Below are 16,651 nucleotides of genomic sequence, written 5' to 3'. Positions count from 1 at the left end.
TGGAAGGTTCCATGGCTTCGCGCGGGCGACAAGGTGGGCATCCCGGCCGCCGCCCGCGGGTTGCGGCGGGCGCCATGCTGTGAATGATGGGGCGCGAGAGGCGGATCACCTTCTCGTTGGCGGCTGGCCGGACCGGCGCGCGCGCCGTAGGAGAGGGTGCCGGAGAAGGGGCGCCGCCCCGCCGAACAGGGGATGTCGATGGCGGATGCGCTGGTGCTGGCGCTCCCACGTGTGGAATTCCTGCCGCCTGGGCGTGTCACCGACGACACCTCCATCCTGACCCTGCGCAGCCTGGTCTTTGAGCCGCTCTGCACCTGGCAGGACGGGCGGGTGCGGCCGGGGCTGCTCGGCGCCTGGCGGCACGAGGACGAGGGCCGCGGCTGGATCTTCGCCATCCGCCGCCGCGCGACCTACCACGACGACCGGCCCGTCATGGCCGAGGATGTGGCGGAGACGATCCGCGCGCATCTCCAGGGCCTCGACATGTTCGGGATGCCCTGGGCCTATGCCCGCTACCTGCAGGGCGCGCGCATCACGGCCGAGGGGCCGGGGCTGCTGTCCATCTCGACGCCCGAGCCGGTGGCCGACCTGCCCGAGATCCTGTCCGAATTCTTTCATCTGCGCCCGGGGATGGATGGCGGGGCGACGCTCGGCACCGGGCCCTATCGCGTCCTGCGGCACGTGCCCGGGTCGAGCGCGGTGCTGGAGGCGGTGGATCCCGACCGGACCCCACGCCGCATCGGCATCGTCGCCGAGCCCGATGCCGACCTGCGCTACCGCATGGTCGCCGACGGAACGGTGGACGCGGCGACGCATCTCGAACGCATGACCGACCCGCGCAGCCATGCCGGCGGCCTCGTCTGGGGCGCCGCGGCGAATGCGATGTCGGTGATGTTCTACCTCGACTGCCGGCGCGGGCTGTTCTCGCACGACGCGGCGCGGCGGGCGGTCAACCTCGCGGTCGACGGGCAGGCGATCGTGGAGGAGGTGTTCCACGGCATGGGGCTGCCCGCCGCGACGGCGGTGAGCCCCTTCCACCTCGGCTTCCGGCAGGCGCGCGTGGCGCCGCTGGCGCAGGACCTGGACGCGGCGAAGCGGCTGCTCGACGAGGCCGGCGGCGCGAGCGAACTGCTGCTCCGCACGCCGCTGCACATGCCCCAGAAGGCGCCCGACATCAGCGCCATGGTCGCGCACCAGCTCTCGAGGGTCGGCATCCGGGCGCGGGTGGAGGAGGAGCACGACCGGCCCGACTACGCCCGCCAGGTCGGGCGCGGGAAGATCGGAGACATGGCGATCTTCGATTCCACGCCGGCCTCGACCTATCGCGTGCTGAGCGACAAGGTCTCCTCCCTGGTGAAGGGGCCGTGGTGGCAGGGCTATGACGACGCGGCCTTCGAGCGGCAATTCGCCGCGGCGAGCCGCACCATCGACGACGCGGAACGTGCCGTGGCCTATGGGCGGTGCCTGCGGCGGCTGCAGGAGAATCCGCCCTGGCTCTACCTGTTCCACCCGGTCGAGACCTTCGCCGCGCGGCCGGGCATGCCGCCGATGGCGCTCGATCATCGCGGCATCCTGCGCATCGGGTGAGAGAGGGCTTGCGCCGCGCGTGCCTTTGCCGCGATGACGGCGGGCAGGGAGGAACCGTCGTGACCGGACGCCGCCGTATCCGCCATGGGTGATCTCGCCAGCGCCTTCGCGACCGCCGCGGCGCTGGTGCGCGGCGCCGATCCCGCGCTGGTGCGCATCGTGCTGCTCTCGCTCGAGGTGAGCCTCGCCGCACTCGCCATCGCGGCATTGGTCGGGCTGCCGCTCGGCGCGCTGCTGGCGGTGGCGCGGTTTCCGGGGCGCGGGGCGGTGGTGGTCGCGTTGAACGCGCTCATGGGGCTGCCGCCGGTGCTGTGCGGCCTGCTGATCTACCTGTTGCTGTCGCGATCGGGGCCGCTCGGATCCTTCGGGCTGCTGTTCACGCCGACGGCGATGATCGTCGCGCAGGCGGTGCTGATCGCGCCGATCGTCGCCGCGCTGGCGCGCCAGGTGCTGGAAGGCATGTGGGAGGAATATGCGGAGCAGTTCCGCTCCTTCCGCGTCTCGGCGCTGCAGGCGGTGCCGACGTTGCTGTGGGACGGTCGCTTCGCGCTGTCGACCGTGCTGCTCGCGGGGTTCGGGCGGGCGGCGGCGGAAGTGGGCGCGGTGATGATCGTGGGCGGCAACATCGAGGGCTATACGCGCGTGATGACGACCGCGATCGCGCTCGAGACCTCGAAGGGCGACCTGCCGTTGGCACTCGCGCTCGGCATGGTGCTGATGGCGATCGTGCTGACGGTGAACACGCTCGCGCAGGGGCTCCGCGGGGCGGCGGCGCGCTGGGCGGGGTGACCCGCGTCTGGAGGGGCCGAGACCCCTCCGGGGCCGCCGGCTACGAGGTCGGCTCGGGCTGGGTGGCGTTCGGGAAGAAGAGCTGCTCGCCGTTGATCTTGTAGGCGGCGATCGCGGCCTGGCCGGCGGGCGAGAGGATCCAGTCGATGAAGCGCTGGCCGTCGGCGGCCTTCACATGCGGGTGGCGCTGCGGGTTCACTAGCATTACGCCGTACTGGTTGAACAGGCGCGCATCGCCCTCGACCACGATCTTCAGGTCCTGGCGGTTGCGGAAGGACAGCCAGGTGCCGCGGTCGGCAAGGACATAGGCGTTCTGCGCGGCGGCGGTGTTCAGCGCCGGGCCCATGCCCTGGCCGACCTCCCGGTACCACTGGCCGCGGCCGCTGGCGGGGTCGATGCCGGCCTGCTGCCACAGCCGCAGTTCCGCCGCATGGGTGCCGCTGCGGTCGCCGCGGGAGACGAAGGGCGCGCGGGCCTCGGCGATGCGGCGCAGGGCGGCGACGGTGTCGGTGGTGCCCGCGATGCGCGCGGGGTCGGCGGCCGGGCCGACGATGACGAAGTCGTTGTACATCACGTGGTGGCGCGGGCCGCCGAAGCCCTCCTGCACGAAGCGCTGCTCGGCGGCGCGGTCGTGCACGAAGACGACGTCGGCATCGCCGCGGCGCGCCACGTCGAGCGCCTGGCCGGTGCCCAGCGCGACGACGCGCACCTGGATGCCCGTCTCCCGCGTGAAGATCGGCAGGATGTGGCCGAACAGGCCGGACTGCTCGGTGCTGGTGGTCGACGCGACGGTGATGCTGCGGTCCTGCGCCGCGGCCGGCAGCGCGAGGACGAAGGCCGGGCCGAGGCCGAGGATGGTTCTGCGGAACATGGGTCTCTCCCGGGGAAGTCGGTCAGCGCGGCAGCAGGTCGCCGCGGAGGAAGGCGGCGGCCTCGGCCGTCAGGGGGCCGGCGAAGAAGGGCTCGGCCGGGCCCTGTTCGAGGACGCGCCCGCCATGGAGGAACACCACCTCCCCGGCCAGGCGGCGCGCCTGGCCGAGATGGTGCGTCGTCATGACGATCTTGGTGCCGCGGGCGGCGAGGGTGGCGATGATCTCCTCGACCGCGGCGGTGGCGCCGGGGTCGAGGCTCGCGCAGGGTTCGTCGAGGAAGAGGATCTCGGGCTGGGTCGCGGCGGCGCGGGCGAGGGCGAGGCGTTGCTGTTCCCCGCCCGACAGGCGGCGCGCGGGACGGTCGGCGAGGGCGGCGAGGCCGACCAGGTCCAGCGCCTGGGCGGCGCGGGCGGCGCGCTCGGCGGCCGGGACCCCTGCGAGGCGCAACGGGTAAAGGACGTTCGCGAGCGCCGAGCGGCGCAGCAGCACCGGGCGCTGGAAGACCATGGCCTGGCGGCGGTGGCCTCCGGCGCCGGCCCAGCGGACCTCGCCCTCGGTCGGCGCGAGCAGGCCGTGCAGGAGGCGCAGCAGCACGGATTTCCCGGCGCCGTTGGGGCCGAGGATCACGGTCGGCGCGCCGCCCGCGATGGTCAGGTCGATGCCGGAGAGGATGCGCAGGGACCCGGCGGCGAAGCCGAGGCCGCGGGCTTCGAGCGGCAGGATGGTGCCGGGCGCGCGCATCAGGCGCGGTCCCCCTGCAATCCCGTCCTGTCCCGATGTGCCCGCATCCCGCGCCGTGTCTCCCGTTTCCCTCAGTTGCGCATGGCAGGCGATGCCGTCAACGCATGCGAGGCTTGACGCCGGGGCGCCATTTGCCGGGAATTGCCGAATGTTGCCGGATGTCCTGACCCTGAAGGAGGCCGCCGCCTGGCTGCGGCTGTCCGAACGCGCGCTGTACGACCTCGCCCGCGCCCGGCAGGTGCCGGCGGCGCTGCTGGGCGGGAAATGGGTGTTCCCGCGCGGGCTGCTGGAACGCTGGCTGGCTGCGAAGGCCGATGGGGGGGATGCGCCGCACCGGGTGCTGCCGCCGCCGGTGCTGGCGGGCAGCCACGATCCCTTGCTCGACTGGGCGGTGCGGCAATCCGGCTGCGGGCTGGCGCTGCGCGCGGGCGGCAGCCTGGAGGGGCTGGAGGTGTTGGCGGCGGGGCAGGCGCTGGCGGCGGCGGTGCATCTGCTCGACCCCGACAGCGGGGAGTGGAACGCGCCGGCGGTGCGGGAGGTGCTGGGGCCGGGCGGGCATGTCGGCATCACCTGGGCCTGGCGGGAGCAGGGGCTGCTGGTGGCACCCGGCAATCCGCTGGGCCTCGGCAGCGTGGCGGATCTGGCGCGGCCGGGGCTGCGGGTGGCGGGGCGGCAGAACCGGGCGGGCAGCCACGTGCTGCTGGTGCATCTGCTGAACGAGGCCGGGCTCCGGTTGGATGCCATCGCCTTCCTGGCCGAACCGGCGATGGCCGAGGACGAGGTGGCCGCCGCGGTGGCCGAGGGCCGCGCGGGCGTCGGCTTCGGCATCCGCGCCGAGGCGGAGGCGCGGGGCCTCGGATTCGTGCCGCTGGTGCGGGAACGCTTCGACCTGGTGATGCCGCGGCGGGCCTATTTCGAGCCGCCGTTGCAGGCGTTGCTGGCCTTCGCGCGGGGGGCGGCCTTCGCCGCCCGCGCGGCGCGGATGGGCGGCTACGACGTGGCGGAGACGGGGCGCGTGGCCTTCAACGGATAGCCGGCGCCGTGGCGGTCCCGCAGCAGGGCGAGGGTCGCGTCCACCTCCTCGGCCTGGCGGGCGGCGGGCCAGCCGAGGGTCTCGGCCAGCACGGCGGAGATGGCGCGCACGGCCTCCTCGCTCGCCTCGCCGCGGAGCGCGACCAGGGTGCGGCGCAGGACCACGTCGGTGAGGTGGGTGACCATCTCCTCCCGCGCGATCCAGGCGATCTCGGCGGAGGAATGGCGGGGCAGGGCCTCGAGCGGCGCGTCGGGGCCGGCGGCGATGGCGCGTGCCGCGTCCCGCGCGCGGGTGCCGTAGCGGGCGAGCAGATCGGCGATGCGCGTGTCCGGCAGGCCGGTCTCGCGCGCCAGGTCGCGGATCCAGGCGGCACGGTCGGCGGGGAAGCCGGCGCCGCCGCCGATCGGGCGGGACTGCGTGCCGACGCTGCGCGGCTTGCCGAGGCGATGGAGCACCTCGTCGGCCGCCTGTTCCCCGAAGGCGCGGAAGGTCGTCCACTTGCCGCTCACCATGGAGAGGACGGGAAAGGGGCGCTCGGGCGTCGGTTCGCTCGGGACGAGGGAATGGGTGCGCGGGATCAGGCTCGGCGTCGCGGCGTCGACATAGGGCAGCGGGCGCACGCCGGAATAGCGGTAGCGGATGTGCTCGCGGCCGATCGCGACGTCGGGCAGCACTTCCTTCAGCACGGCGAAGAGGTAGTCGATCTCGGTCTCCTCGCAGCGGACGCCGTCGGCGTCCTCGACGCGGATGTCGGTGGTGCCGAGCAACACGTTGCCGAGGAAGGGGAAGACGATGCAGGTGCGCCCGTCCGGCGCCTCGAAATACAGCATCGCGTCGCCGAGCGCGGCGCGCAGCCCGTCATGGTCGATGACGAGGTGCGAGCCCTTCGTCCCGCCGATCATACGGGTGTTGATGCCGAGCGGGGCGTTGACGCGGTCGATCCAGGCGCCGGCGGCGTTGACGACGATGCGCGGGGCGAGCGTCAGCGTCTCGCCAGTCAGCGTGTCGCGGATGCGCACGCCGTCGGGACCAAGGCCTTCGGCGGCGGCATAGGTCAGGGCTTCGGCCTGCGGCGCGGCGGCGAGCGCATCGAGCACCAGTTCGAGGTTGATGCGTTCCGGATGCGAGACCCAGCCGTCCCAGTATTCCGCGGCCGAGGCGATGCCGCGCGTCAGGCCCGGCATGGCGGTGAGCGCGGCGTCGCGCGGCAGCATGCGGTGATGCGGCATGGTGCGTTCGCGGCTGCCGAGCCAGTCGTAGAGCATCAGGCCGATGCGGATCAGCATCGCACCGCGCCGGCCGGAGGTGGTCGGCCGGCGGAACAGCTTCGCGATCGCGGCGAAGGTGCCGCCCCAGAGGTCGTAGAGCGGCACCATTGTGCGCAGCGGGCCGACGAGATGCGGGGCGTTGCGCAGCAGGCGGTTGCGCTCGGTGGCGCCTTCGCGGACCAAAGCGAGCTCGGCGGTCTCGAGGTAGCGCAGGCCGCCATGGACCATGCGCGACAGGGCCGAGGAGGCGCCCTCGGCGATGTCGCCGCGGTCGACGAGCACGGCGCCCACGCCGTTGAGCGCGAGTTCGCGGAAGACGGCCGCACCGTTGATGCCGGCGCCGACCACCAGCACGTCCGGCGCCGGGTCGCGGCGGAGGCGCTCGATCACCGCCTGGCGGGAGAGATCACGCATGACGTTTCACTAGCGAGGCCGCGCGCGGGGGGCAACGCCGTCTTGCCGGGGCGCCGGGCGGCGCGCAGGCTGACGGCAACGGAGGACCGCCATGACCGACCTGACCATCCGCGAGGTGCGGACGACGCTGCTGCGCATGCCCTGGGCGGACGACCCATGGCTCGCCGGCCATGCGCTGGGGCCGATGCGCGACCTGGTGGTGGTGGAGGTGGTGACGGCATCCGGCCTGACCGGCATGGGCTACCTGCACCTGCTGAATCTGCCGCTGCAGCGCACCATCGGTGCCTGCATCCAGGAGGCAATGGCGCCCCGCATCATCGGGCGTGACGCAACCGCGGTGGAAGCGATCTGGCGCGACCTGTGGCGCGCGACGCTGACCGGCGGGCGCGGCGGGGTCGCGATGATGGCGCAGTCGGCGATCGACATCGCGCTGTGGGACGTGGTGGGCAAGGCGGCGGGGCTGCCGCTGCATCGGCTGTGGGGGCATTGCCGCAGCGAGATCCCGATCTATGGCAGCGGCTGCTTCCGCGGCAGCCGCGGGGAGGGGATGGTCGCGAAGGCGCGGCACTTCGTCGCGCAGGGCTACAAGGCGATCAAGATGCAGGTCGCGCATATCGGCGACTGGCGCACCGATGTCGCGAATGTCCGCGCGATGCGCGACGCGGTCGGGCCCGATGTCGAGATCATGATCGACGTGAACATGGGCTGGACGGCGGATGAGGCGATCCACGCCGGGCGGCGCTTCGAGGAATTCGACGTCTACTGGCTCGAGGAACCGGTGCTCGCCGACGACTATGCCGGCTACCTGCGCTGCGCGGAGATGCTCGACATGCGCGTGGTGGGCGGGGAGACGCATTTCGGGCGGGCGGATTTGAAGCCGTTCCTCGAGAACCCGCGCCTGCCGATCCTGCAGCCGGACCCGATGCGCGGGGGCATGACCGAGCTGCGCAAGATCGCCGCGGTGGCGGACACCTGGGGCATGACCATCGCGCCGCACCTGTTTCCGGAACTCAACGTGCATCTTCTGGCGTCCATCCCGAACGCGATCTGGGCGGAGCAGATGGGGCTGCTGGACGATGTCTTCGTCAGCCTGCCGAGGATCGCGAACGGCATGATCACGGCGCCGGAGACGCCTGGGCATGGCCTGGCGTTCAAGCCGGAGGTGATGAGCGACTTCGTGCTGCGGTGATCAGAAGGCCATCCAGCCGCCATCGACCAGGAGGTTGTGGCCGGTGAGGAAGGTTGCCTCGTCGGAGGCGAGGAAAAGCGCGGCGGAAGCGACGTCCATCGGCCGGCCGAGCCGCGGCATGGGCGTGCGCATCACCGAGTATTCCATCGCGTCGGTGCCCGCGCCGGCGGGGCGCCCGGTCAGGATGCGCCCCGGCGCGACCGCGTTGCAGACGATGCCCTGCTTCGCATAGTCGACGGCGACCTGCTTCGTGATGTAGGCCGCCGCCGCCTTGCCGGTGCCGTAGGCGAGCTTGCCCGGCGCGGCCACCATGCCGTGCTGGGAAGAGATGTTGACGATCCGCCCGCGCACCTCGCCCACCTGGTCCTGGGCGAGAAACTGGCGCACCGCGGCCTTGCAGCCGAGGAAGACGCCGCGGGCGTTCACCGCCATGACGCGGTCCCAGTCCTCGACGCTGGTCTCGAGCAGCGGCTTGCCCTCGCCGCGTATGGCGGCGTTGTTGACCATGACGTCGAGGCGGCCGAATTCGGCGACGGCGGCGGCGACCAGCGCGTCGACATCCGCCGCGGCTGCGACGTCGCAGCGATGGAAGCGGACGGTCCCGCCCTCGGCTGCGATGAGTTCGCGCGTCGGGGGGCCGCCTTCGAGGGGTGTCTCGGTCACGTCGCCGATCACCACGCGCGCGCCCTCCCGCGCGAAGAGCATCGCGATGGCGCGTCCGATGCCGGAGGCACCGCCGGTGACGATCGCGACCCTGTCCTGCAGCCTCATCCGGTTCTCCTGGCGGCGGCCCCTGGACGCCTCGCGCGATCCGGCCCGATCATTGGGCGACATGCAAGGAGCCCCGCGATGCGCCTGATCGCCGAACCGCTGACCGCCGAAGCCTTCGCCCCCTTCGGCGAGGTGCTGACGGCGCCCGATGCGCCGGGGCGCGTCTACGTCGACGCGGCGCTCGCGAACCGGCGCGACCATGCGAAGGCAAGCCTGTCCTTCACCCACAAGCTGCCGAACGCGTTGCCGCTCGCGTCGACCACGATGGAGCGGCACCTGCATTCCTCGCAATCCTTCGTGCCGATGGAGGCGGGGCGGTGGCTTGCGATCGTCGCGCCGCATGGTGCGGACGGGAAGCCGGACATGGCGCGCGCGAAGGCCTTCCTGGCGCGGCCGGACCAGGGGGTGACCTATGGCGCCGATGTCTGGCACCACCCCTTCACCGTCATCGACCGGCCGGCGCGCTTCGCCATCTTCATGTGGAAGGACGGCAGCAGCGCGGATGACGAATTCGTCGAGGTCGCGCCCTTCGAGGTCCACCTGCCTTAGGTCGCGGCCGACCAGGCGGCGGCGATCGCGTCCCGCCGCGCCACCCAGACGCGGTCGCCGAGGGAGGCGAGGCGCGCCAGCACCCGGTCGAAGGCGGGGAAGCGCGCGGGGCGGCCGCAGATGCGCAAATGGTAGCCGATGTTGAGCAGGCGCGGCTTGCCGGCCTCGGCCTCGGCCAGCAGCACGTCGATGGCGTCGTTGACGTAGTCGACCATCTCGGCGGCGCGGACGAAGCCGTTGGGGTGGAAGAACTTCATGTCGTTGGTGTCGAGGGCGTAGGGCAGGATCGCGAGCGCGGGATGCGCCGGGTCGCGGTAGGGCAGGTCGTCATCGAAGGCGTTGGAGGCCCAGGCGAAGCCGCGCGCGGCGAGCAGGCCACGGGTCCAGATGCTTTCCGAGCCGCGGCAGAAGAAGCCGCGGGGGCGGGCGCCGGTGGCGGCCTCGATGGCGGCGATGCAGCGGTCGAGGTCGCGGGCTTCCTCGGCTTCCGAGGCGTAGTCGGCCTGCGGGCGCCACAGCCAGCCATGGGCGGCGGCTTCGTGGCCGCGCGCGGCGATCTCCCGCGCCAGGACGGGTGAGCGTTCCACGGCGCGGCCGCACATCAGGAAGGTCGCCTTGATGCCGTGCCGGTCGAGGCCGTCGAGCATCCGCCACAGCCCGGCGCGGGTGCCGTAGGCGAAGATCTGTTCCTGGCCCATGTCGCGCACGCCGGGGGCGACGACGCTGATCACCTCCCCCATGCGTTCGGAGTGCGGGTCGCCGTCGCCGACCTGCTGCTCGGCGCCTTCCTCGAAGTTCACCACGACCGAGACGGCCAGGCGCGCGCCGTTGGGCCAACGGATATCGGGCCAGGTGCCGCCATAGCCGACGAGGTCGCGGGTCATGGGATCTCCGTGCGTTGTCGCTGGACGGGGTGAGCAAGCGCGGGGCCAGCGTGGTGGCGGCATCCTGGCGGCAAGGCTGCACAAGAATGCGGCAGGTCTGCGCGGGACGTGGTCGCGGGGTGGGCCCTTGCCCGGCTTTCGGGCGGGCGCGCGCATGGCACGGGCATTGCGATGCGGCGGGCATGCTCGACCATCCCCAGCCCGGCGCCGCGGATGCTGATGGATCGCGACCGCGCGGCCATCGGCTCGACATGGATGGCGTGCGCGTGCGCTACGGGCAGACGCTCGCGGTGCGTGACGTCACGCTCGGCGTCGAGCCCGGCGAGATGCTGGCGCTGCTGGGCCCGTCCGGCTGCGGCAAGACGACGCTGCTGCGCACGGTCGCGGGCTTCATCCGGGCGGATGCCGGGCGCGTGCTGGTGGACGGCAACGCCATCGACCACCTGCCGCCGGGCCGGCGCGGCGTCGGGATCGTGTTCCAGTCCTATGCGCTGTTCCCGCATATGAGCGCGGCGGAGAACGTCGCCTATGGCCTCGAGGCCCGGCGGCTGCCCAAGGCGGAAATCGTCCGCAAGGTCGAGGCCGCGCTGGCCGCCGTGCGCATGGAATCCTTCGCCGAGCGGCGGCCGCGCGCGCTCTCGGGCGGGCAGCAGCAGCGCGTCGCGCTGGCCCGGGCGCTCGCGATCGAGCCGTCCATCCTGCTGCTCGACGAACCCTTCGCGGCGCTGGACCGCTCGCTGCGGCTCGACCTGCAGCTCGAGATCAAGCGCATCCAGCGGCGCTTCGGGGTCACCGCCGTCCTGGTCACCCATGACCAGGACGAGGCCATGTCCATGTCCGACCGGATGGCGGTGATGAATGCCGGGCGCGTCGAGCAGGTCGCCCCACCGGCCGAGGTCTATGACCGCCCCGCGACCGCCTTCGTCGCCGGCTTCGTCGGCACCACCAACCGCCTGTACGGACGCGTCGAGGCGCGCGAGGGCGAGGATTACCGCATCCGGCTCGATGCCGGCGCGACGGTGACGGCGGCGAGCCCGCGCGGCTTCGCGGTGGGGGAGCGCGTGCTGGTCTGCGCGCGGCCCGAGCAGCTGACGCTGCGCGATGCCGGCGACGCCGATCCGGCGGCCTTCCCGGCCAGGCTGCGGCAGTCGCTGCCGATCGGGCCGGCGACCATCCACGACCTCGAGACCGGGGCGTCCGAGATCAAGCTGCATGAGGCGCGCCGCGGCGCACCCCCGCCGCCGGGTCCCGTCCGCATCGCCATCCTGCCGGGCGCCACGCCCTCGATCTTCCCCGAAGGAGAGACCGCATGACCGAGTTCCGCCGCCGCCACCTGCTCGGCGCCGCGATGGCCGGTGCCGCCCTGCCGTTCGGCGGTGCCCGCGCGCAGGGCACCACCATGACCGCCGCCGTCTATCCGGGCGGCTGGGACGAGGCGCTGCGCGACGTGCTCGCGCCGCGCCTGCGCGAGCAGGGCATCACGGTGGCCTTCGAGCCGCTGTTCGCCGTCGACCAGATCGCCAAGGCGCGCGCGGCGCGCGGCAACCCGCCCTTCGACGTCTTCGTGCTCGACCCCGGCCCGCGCGTCTCGGGCATCGATTTCGGGCTGTTCGAGACCTTCGATCCGGCGAAGCTGAGCAATCTCGGCCAGCTGCCGCCGGGCCAGGCGGATGCGCAAGGTGCGGCGGTGGCCGCGCAGGTGGTGGGCATCGCCTACAACCCGACCAAGGTGCCCAAGCCCAAGGGCTGGGCGGACCTGTTCAAGCCGGAATACGTCTCGAAGCTCGGGCTGACGGGGTTCGGGACGACCTTCGGCACCATCTCCCTGATCGAGATGGCGAAGGCGCTGGGCGGGTCGGTCGAGAACATGGACCCGCTGTTCGCGGAGCTGCGCCGCATCCGCCCCAGCGTCGCCGCGGTGGGCCAGCCGGCCGCCATGCCCGGGATGTTCCAGCAGGGCCAGATCGACGTGATGTACACCAACACCTACACGGTGACGCTGCTGCGTTCCCGCGGGGTGAACATCGACTTCGCGGTGCCGGAGACGGGTGCCGCGGCCTTCATGACGACGATGCACATCGCCAAGGGCAGCCGGAACATCGATGCCGCCTATAAGTACATCGACGCGATGATCTCGACGCCGGTGCAGGCGGCGCTGTCCCAGGCGCCCTACTTCTTCGTGCCGGTGAACAAGGACGTCACGCCTGGCGCCGACGTGCCGATGCGCTCGATCAGCGAGATCGGCAACTTCGTCACGCATGACTGGGCGAAGATCAACCCGGTGCGGCCGCAATGGATCCAGCGCTTCAACCGCGAGATGGCGGGCTGAGGCCGCGATGACGGAGAACGGCGTCTGGCGGCTCGCGCTGCCGCTCGCGCTCGCGCAGATGCTGTTCTTCGTCGCGCCGCTGCTGCTGCTGGCGGCGACGTCCTTTGCCACGGACGAGAACCTGCGCGCCTGGAGCCTGCGGGCCTGGCGCGACGCCCTTGGCGACGACTTCAACATCGCCTCGGTCATCAACACGCTGCGGCTCGGCGCGCTGGCGGTGCTGGCGACGGCGGTCTTCGCGGTGCCGCTCGCGCTGGTGCACATGGCGGCGGGGCCGACGCTGCGGCGGGTGATCCTGATCGCGGCGGTGCTGCCGCTGCTGACCTCGGTCGTGGTGCGCACCTTCGCCTGGATCGTGATCCTGGGGCGGGAGGGCGTGATCAACGCGACGTTGCAGGGGCTCGGCATCACCTCGGCGCCGGTGCCGCTGCTGCAGACCGAGCACGGGCTGATCCTGGCGCTGACGCAGATCGAGATGCCGCTGATGCTGCTGCCGCTGCTCGCCGCGCTGGCGCGGATCGACCCGGCGCTGCTGGATGCCTCGGCCTCGCTGGGCGGGTCGCTGTTCCGCACGCTGCGCAAGGTGGTGCTGCCGATGGCTCTGCCGGGGCTGATCGCCGGCGCGACGCTGGTCTTCGCCAGCGCGGCGACGGCCTTCATTTCCCAGGGCGTGATCGGCGGCGGGCGGCTGAACTACCTGCCGGCGCAGGTGTGGCAGCAGGCGATGGTGGTGTTCGACTGGCCGCTGGCCGCCGCACTCGCCATCACGCTGATGGGTTCGGTGCTGGTGGTGGCGGCGGCGCTCTCGCTGCTGGGGGCGAAGGCGCGCCATGCATAGGTTCACGGGAAGCGATCGCGCGCTGGCGTTGCTGATTCTCGCGCTCGCGGGGTGTGGCTTCCTGATCCTGGTGGGGCCGGTGATCGTGGTGCTGGTCACCTCCTTCACCTCCTCCCGCGCGCTGCAATTTCCGCCGCCGGGATTCACGCTGCAATGGTACCGGGAGCTGTTCGACCCGGCGCGGTCGGCGCAGATCCATATCGCCGCGGGCAACAGCCTGATGGTGGCGGTGCTGACGGCGGTGGTGGCGACGTCGCTCGCGACCGCGGCGGCGCTGGCCATCACGCGGTCGCGGGCGGGATGGGCGCGGGTGGCGGAAGGTGGGTTCATGGCGCCGTTGGTGCTGCCGGGGATCGCCTTCGGCCTGGCCTCGCTGATGTTCTTCTCCTGGCTGCGGCAGCCGCCCTCGCTCGCGCTGCTGGTGGCGGGGCATGCGATGATCGCGGCCCCCTTCGCGCTGCGGACGGTGGGGGCGAGTGCGGCGGGGCTCGACCCCGCGCTGCTGGAATCGAGCGCGGCGCTCGGCGCCGGGCCCTGGCGGACCTTCCGCCGCGTGACGCTGCCGCTGATCCTGCCAGGGGTGGCGGCGGGGGCTTTCCTCGCCTTCGTCTCCTCGCTCGACAACGTGCCGGTGTCGCTGTTCCTCGCCTCGGCGCAGACGGACATGCTGCCGATCCGGATGTGGGGAATGATGGAAACGGCGCTCGACGTGCGCGTCGCCGCGGCGTCCGGCGTGCTGGTGGCGGTCGCCTTCGTGCTGCTGCTGGCGATGGACCGCGCGGTGGGTCTTGCGCGGCGGATGAGCGGCTAGAGGCGTTGTCCTTCGCCATGGCTCACGGCAACGTCTCCAGCCACGTGTTTGTTCGAGCATCTTCACCCGGTCAGGTGAGTCCACCTGATCGGATCTGCTCGAGCAGCCCTGCATTTTTCGGAGCCTGACCATGCCCTATGAGGTGACGCGCGACTTCATCGGATACGGCGCCAATCCGCCCGATCCGCACTGGCCGGGCGGGGCGAAGGTCGCCGTCAACTTCGTGATGAACTACGAGGAAGGATCGGAGCCGTCCTTCCAGCACGGCGACGGCGTGACCGAGAGCGGGCTGACCGAGGCGCATGGCCTCAACCAGGTGAAGTCGGGCCGCGACCTCGCGGCCGAGGGGATGTTCGAATACGGATCGCGCGTCGGCGTCTGGCGGCTGATGCGGCTGTTCCGGGAACGCGGGCTGCCGATGACGGTGTTCGGCTGCGCCCTTGCGCTCGAGCAGAACCCGGAGGCCGCGGCGGCAATCCGCGCGGCGGGCTACGATGTCTGTTCTCACGGCTGGCGCTGGGTGAAGCATTTCGAGTTGTCGGAGGCGGAGGAGCGCGACCACATCGCGAAGGCGGTGGCGAGCCTCGAGAAGACGGTCGGGCACCGGCCGGATGGCTGGTACTGCCGCTACGGGCCCTCGGTGAACACGCGCCGGCTCGTCGCCGAGCATGGCGGGTTCCTCTACGACAGCGACTACTACGGAGACGAGCTGCCGTTCTGGACGACCGTGGAGGGCAGGCCGCACCTGGTCGTGCCGTATTCGCTGACGAACAACGACGGCAAGTATGCGGGGTGGATGGGGACCTCGGACCAGTGGTTCTCCTTCATCCGCGACGCCTTCGACATGCTGTATGACGAAGGCTGCAAGGGGCAGCCGAAGATGATGTCGATCGGGCTGCACATGCGCCTGATCGGGCATCCGGCGCGCGCGATGGGGCTACAGCGGCTGCTCGACCATATCGGCCGGCGCAAGGATGTCTGGGTGACGCGGCGGGTCGATATCGCGCGGCATTGGGCGCAGGTGCATCCCTACGCGCCATGACCGTGGTGTCGGACAGCGTCATCGCCGACGCGCAGGCCTTCGCGACCGGGTTGTTCGAGGCGCTGGCCGCAGCGACCAGGGATCCGCCAGGGATCACCCGCGCATCCTACGGCGCGGGCGAGGCGAAGGCGCATGCGATCCTTGCCGAGGCGGCGCGCGGGCTCGGGATGGAGGTCACGAGCGACGCCATCGGCACCCTGCGGATGGTGATGCCGGGGGCGGATCGCGACCTGCCGGCGGTCGCGATGGGATCGCACCTCGACAGCGTGCCGCATGGCGGGAATTTCGACGGCGCGGCGGGGGTCGTGATCGGGCTGGCGATCGCGTCCGCCTTGCGTGCTGCGGGGCGACGGCCGGCGCGCGACCTGCTGGTGATGGGCATCCGGGCGGAGGAGATGTGCTGGTTCCCGGCGCATTACCTCGGCAGCCGGGCGATGTTCGGGCTGATGCCGGGCGATGCGGCCGACACGCTGCGGCGCGTCGATACCGGTCGGACGCTCGCCGAGCACATGGTCGAGGAGGGTCTCGATCCCACGCCGATTCGCGAGGGGCGCGCGCTGCTCGACCCGAAGCGCCTGGCCTGCTTCATCGAGCCGCATATCGAGCAGGGGCCGGTGCTGGTCGAGGAAGGGCTGCCCGTCGCCGTGGTGACCGGCATCCGCGGCAGCCTGCGCTATCCGCAGGCGCGGGCCTTGGGCGCGCATGCCCATGCCGGGGCGGTGCCGCGGCGCTACCGGCGCGATGCGGCGATGGCGACGGTGGCGCTGCTGGCCTCGCTCGATGCGCGCTGGGCGGCGCTCGAGGAGAGTGGCGCGGACCTGGTCTGCACGGCCGGGATCCTCGCGACGGATCCGGCGCATCACACCTCGACGAAGGTCCCGGGGTTCTTGCGCTTCAGCCTCGATATCCGCAGCATGGATGCGGCGCTGCTCGCGGAACTCGATCCATGGCTGGCGGCGGAAGCGGCGCGCATCGGCGCGGAGCGCGGCGTCGGATTCGACTTCGGGCCGCCCACCCATGCGAAGCCCGCGCTGATGGATGCGGGGCTGCGGGCGCTGCTGATGCGGTGCGCGAGCGAGGCCGGCGTGCCGGTGCGCGAGATGGCCTCCGGCGCCGGGCACGACTGCGCGACCTTCGCGGGGATGGGCGTGCCCTCCGCGATGCTGTTCCTGCGCAACGCGAATGGCAGCCACAACCCGGACGAGGCGCTCGACATGGCCGACGTCGGCGCAGCACTTGCGGTGCTGGTGCGGGCGGTCGGGGAACGGCTGGGGTAGCGCGGGGGAGGGCTCTGCCCTCCCCCGGACCCCCGCCCGCCAAAGGCCTAAGGGCCTTTGGAAACCTCGAGATTCATCGGGGATTTCGGGAAGGGGCGTGGCGCACGCGTCGTGCAAGACGCGTCGTCGATGCCCCTCCCCGAAATCCCCGATCAAGTCCTGGTGTCCAGAGGCCTTTCGGCCTCTGGTGGGGGGGGGGCCGGGGGGGGGGAAGGGCCCCCTCCGCCCGCACCCCCCCCCCCCCCCCGTCGCCCCCC

Annotated in this window: 16 protein-coding genes; 11 read left to right on the top strand and 5 right to left on the bottom strand. The window is 72.1% G+C overall.

Translation table 11 applies throughout. The features are described 5' to 3' along the window. The first annotated feature begins 156 nt into the window (after positions 1-156). Both GWK15_RS11725 and GWK15_RS11720 read left to right on the top strand, forming a co-directional pair. A complete protein-coding gene (locus GWK15_RS11725) occupies positions 157-1,587 on the top strand; it encodes an ABC transporter substrate-binding protein (RefSeq protein WP_168041523.1) in 1,431 nt (476 codons plus the stop codon). 84 nt (positions 1,588-1,671) lie between these two features. Continuing rightward, a complete protein-coding gene (locus GWK15_RS11720; RefSeq protein ID WP_168041522.1) occupies positions 1,672-2,376 on the top strand; it encodes an ABC transporter permease in 705 nt (234 codons plus the stop codon). 40 nt (positions 2,377-2,416) lie between these two features. Here GWK15_RS11720 and GWK15_RS11715 read toward each other — a convergent pair whose 3' ends face one another. Next, positions 2,417-3,247, bottom strand: coding sequence for a substrate-binding domain-containing protein (locus GWK15_RS11715; protein ID WP_168041521.1), 831 nt, complete (start codon positions 3,245-3,247; stop codon positions 2,417-2,419). A gap of 22 nt (positions 3,248-3,269) precedes the next feature. Next, positions 3,270-3,989, bottom strand: coding sequence for an ATP-binding cassette domain-containing protein (locus GWK15_RS11710; protein ID WP_168041520.1), 720 nt, complete (start codon positions 3,987-3,989; stop codon positions 3,270-3,272). A gap of 148 nt (positions 3,990-4,137) precedes the next feature. Between GWK15_RS11710 and GWK15_RS11705 the strand changes: the two genes are divergently transcribed. Beyond that, positions 4,138-5,022 (top strand): helix-turn-helix transcriptional regulator, encoded by an 885-nt coding sequence (locus GWK15_RS11705; protein WP_168041519.1) that lies wholly within the window; start codon positions 4,138-4,140, stop codon positions 5,020-5,022. On the opposite strand, the gene GWK15_RS11700 is transcribed toward GWK15_RS11705, so the two are convergent. Beyond that, positions 4,980-6,704 carry a glycerol-3-phosphate dehydrogenase/oxidase gene (locus GWK15_RS11700; RefSeq protein ID WP_168041518.1) on the bottom strand — a complete coding sequence of 575 codons (1,725 nt, stop codon included), beginning with the start codon at positions 6,702-6,704 and terminating at the stop codon, positions 4,980-4,982. The two genes, GWK15_RS11705 and GWK15_RS11700, sit on opposite strands and share 43 nt — an antisense overlap. 91 nt (positions 6,705-6,795) lie before the next feature. On the opposite strand from GWK15_RS11700, the gene GWK15_RS11695 reads away from it, so the two are divergent. Then, a complete protein-coding gene (locus GWK15_RS11695) occupies positions 6,796-7,893 on the top strand; it encodes a mandelate racemase/muconate lactonizing enzyme family protein (RefSeq protein ID WP_168041517.1) in 1,098 nt (365 codons plus the stop codon). On the opposite strand, the gene GWK15_RS11690 is transcribed toward GWK15_RS11695, so the two are convergent. Then, positions 7,894-8,664 (bottom strand): SDR family NAD(P)-dependent oxidoreductase, encoded by a 771-nt coding sequence (locus GWK15_RS11690; RefSeq protein WP_168041516.1) that lies wholly within the window; start codon positions 8,662-8,664, stop codon positions 7,894-7,896. It abuts the gene before it with no gap. A gap of 78 nt (positions 8,665-8,742) precedes the next feature. Between GWK15_RS11690 and GWK15_RS11685 the strand changes: the two genes are divergently transcribed. Next, positions 8,743-9,213, top strand: coding sequence for an ureidoglycolate lyase (locus GWK15_RS11685; RefSeq protein WP_168041515.1), 471 nt, complete (start codon positions 8,743-8,745; stop codon positions 9,211-9,213). On the opposite strand, the gene GWK15_RS11680 is transcribed toward GWK15_RS11685, so the two are convergent. Next, positions 9,210-10,097, bottom strand: coding sequence for a polysaccharide deacetylase family protein (locus GWK15_RS11680; protein WP_168041514.1), 888 nt, complete (start codon positions 10,095-10,097; stop codon positions 9,210-9,212). The genes GWK15_RS11685 and GWK15_RS11680 overlap by 4 nt on opposite strands. A gap of 182 nt (positions 10,098-10,279) precedes the next feature. Here GWK15_RS11680 and GWK15_RS11675 point away from each other — a divergent pair, with 182 nt between their 5' ends. The 6 genes from GWK15_RS11675 (at position 10,280) to GWK15_RS11650 (ending at position 16,394) form a co-directional block, all read left to right on the top strand. Beyond that, a complete protein-coding gene (locus tag GWK15_RS11675) occupies positions 10,280-11,410 on the top strand; it encodes an ABC transporter ATP-binding protein (RefSeq protein WP_168041513.1) in 1,131 nt (376 codons plus the stop codon). Beyond that, positions 11,407-12,426, top strand: a complete 1,020-nt coding sequence (locus GWK15_RS11670; protein WP_168041512.1) for an extracellular solute-binding protein — start codon at positions 11,407-11,409, stop codon at positions 12,424-12,426. Before GWK15_RS11675 ends, GWK15_RS11670 begins: the two co-directional genes overlap by 4 nt. 7 nt (positions 12,427-12,433) lie before the next feature. Beyond that, positions 12,434-13,264 (top strand): ABC transporter permease, encoded by an 831-nt coding sequence (locus tag GWK15_RS11665; RefSeq protein ID WP_168041511.1) that lies wholly within the window; start codon positions 12,434-12,436, stop codon positions 13,262-13,264. Then, positions 13,257-14,075, top strand: coding sequence for an ABC transporter permease (locus tag GWK15_RS11660; RefSeq protein WP_168041510.1), 819 nt, complete (start codon positions 13,257-13,259; stop codon positions 14,073-14,075). The genes GWK15_RS11665 and GWK15_RS11660 overlap by 8 nt, the downstream gene beginning before the upstream one ends. Before the next feature lie 130 nt (positions 14,076-14,205). Then, on the top strand, positions 14,206-15,117 hold the full coding sequence (locus GWK15_RS11655; protein WP_209442170.1) for an allantoinase PuuE: 912 nt from the start codon (positions 14,206-14,208) through the stop codon (positions 15,115-15,117). Then, positions 15,114-16,394 carry a hydantoinase/carbamoylase family amidase gene (locus GWK15_RS11650; RefSeq protein ID WP_168041509.1) on the top strand — a complete coding sequence of 427 codons (1,281 nt, stop codon included), beginning with the start codon at positions 15,114-15,116 and terminating at the stop codon, positions 16,392-16,394. The genes GWK15_RS11655 and GWK15_RS11650 overlap by 4 nt, the downstream gene beginning before the upstream one ends. The last annotated feature ends 257 nt before the right edge of the window (positions 16,395-16,651 follow it).

The organism is Neoroseomonas oryzicola, assembly GCF_012163135.1.
Lineage (GTDB): Bacteria > Pseudomonadota > Alphaproteobacteria > Acetobacterales > Acetobacteraceae > Neoroseomonas > Neoroseomonas oryzicola.
Note: the sequence above shows the minus strand (reverse complement) of the source record. Positions and strands in the feature narration are given on the sequence as shown.

What these genes read in the sequence shown, in the direction of transcription:
- GWK15_RS11695 (WP_168041517.1), top strand. Translation starts at nt 6,796, where the DNA reads ATGACCGACCTGACCATCCGCGAGGTGCGGACGACGCTGCTGCGCATG.
- GWK15_RS11660 (WP_168041510.1), top strand. Translation starts at nt 13,257, where the DNA reads ATGCATAGGTTCACGGGAAGCGATCGCGCGCTGGCGTTGCTGATTCTC.
- GWK15_RS11655 (WP_209442170.1), top strand. Translation starts at nt 14,206, where the DNA reads ATGCCCTATGAGGTGACGCGCGACTTCATCGGATACGGCGCCAATCCG.
- GWK15_RS11650 (WP_168041509.1), top strand. Translation starts at nt 15,114, where the DNA reads ATGACCGTGGTGTCGGACAGCGTCATCGCCGACGCGCAGGCCTTCGCG.
- GWK15_RS11675 (WP_168041513.1), top strand. Translation starts at nt 10,280, where the DNA reads ATGCTCGACCATCCCCAGCCCGGCGCCGCGGATGCTGATGGATCGCGA.
- GWK15_RS11720 (WP_168041522.1), top strand. Translation starts at nt 1,672, where the DNA reads ATGGGTGATCTCGCCAGCGCCTTCGCGACCGCCGCGGCGCTGGTGCGC.
- GWK15_RS11705 (WP_168041519.1), top strand. Translation starts at nt 4,138, where the DNA reads ATGTTGCCGGATGTCCTGACCCTGAAGGAGGCCGCCGCCTGGCTGCGG.
- GWK15_RS11680 (WP_168041514.1), bottom strand. Translation starts at nt 10,097, where the DNA reads ATGACCCGCGACCTCGTCGGCTATGGCGGCACCTGGCCCGATATCCGT.
- GWK15_RS11665 (WP_168041511.1), top strand. Translation starts at nt 12,434, where the DNA reads ATGACGGAGAACGGCGTCTGGCGGCTCGCGCTGCCGCTCGCGCTCGCG.
- GWK15_RS11690 (WP_168041516.1), bottom strand. Translation starts at nt 8,664, where the DNA reads ATGAGGCTGCAGGACAGGGTCGCGATCGTCACCGGCGGTGCCTCCGGC.
- GWK15_RS11685 (WP_168041515.1), top strand. Translation starts at nt 8,743, where the DNA reads ATGCGCCTGATCGCCGAACCGCTGACCGCCGAAGCCTTCGCCCCCTTC.
- GWK15_RS11700 (WP_168041518.1), bottom strand. Translation starts at nt 6,704, where the DNA reads ATGCGTGATCTCTCCCGCCAGGCGGTGATCGAGCGCCTCCGCCGCGAC.
- GWK15_RS11710 (WP_168041520.1), bottom strand. Translation starts at nt 3,989, where the DNA reads ATGCGCGCGCCCGGCACCATCCTGCCGCTCGAAGCCCGCGGCCTCGGC.
- GWK15_RS11715 (WP_168041521.1), bottom strand. Translation starts at nt 3,247, where the DNA reads ATGTTCCGCAGAACCATCCTCGGCCTCGGCCCGGCCTTCGTCCTCGCG.
- GWK15_RS11670 (WP_168041512.1), top strand. Translation starts at nt 11,407, where the DNA reads ATGACCGAGTTCCGCCGCCGCCACCTGCTCGGCGCCGCGATGGCCGGT.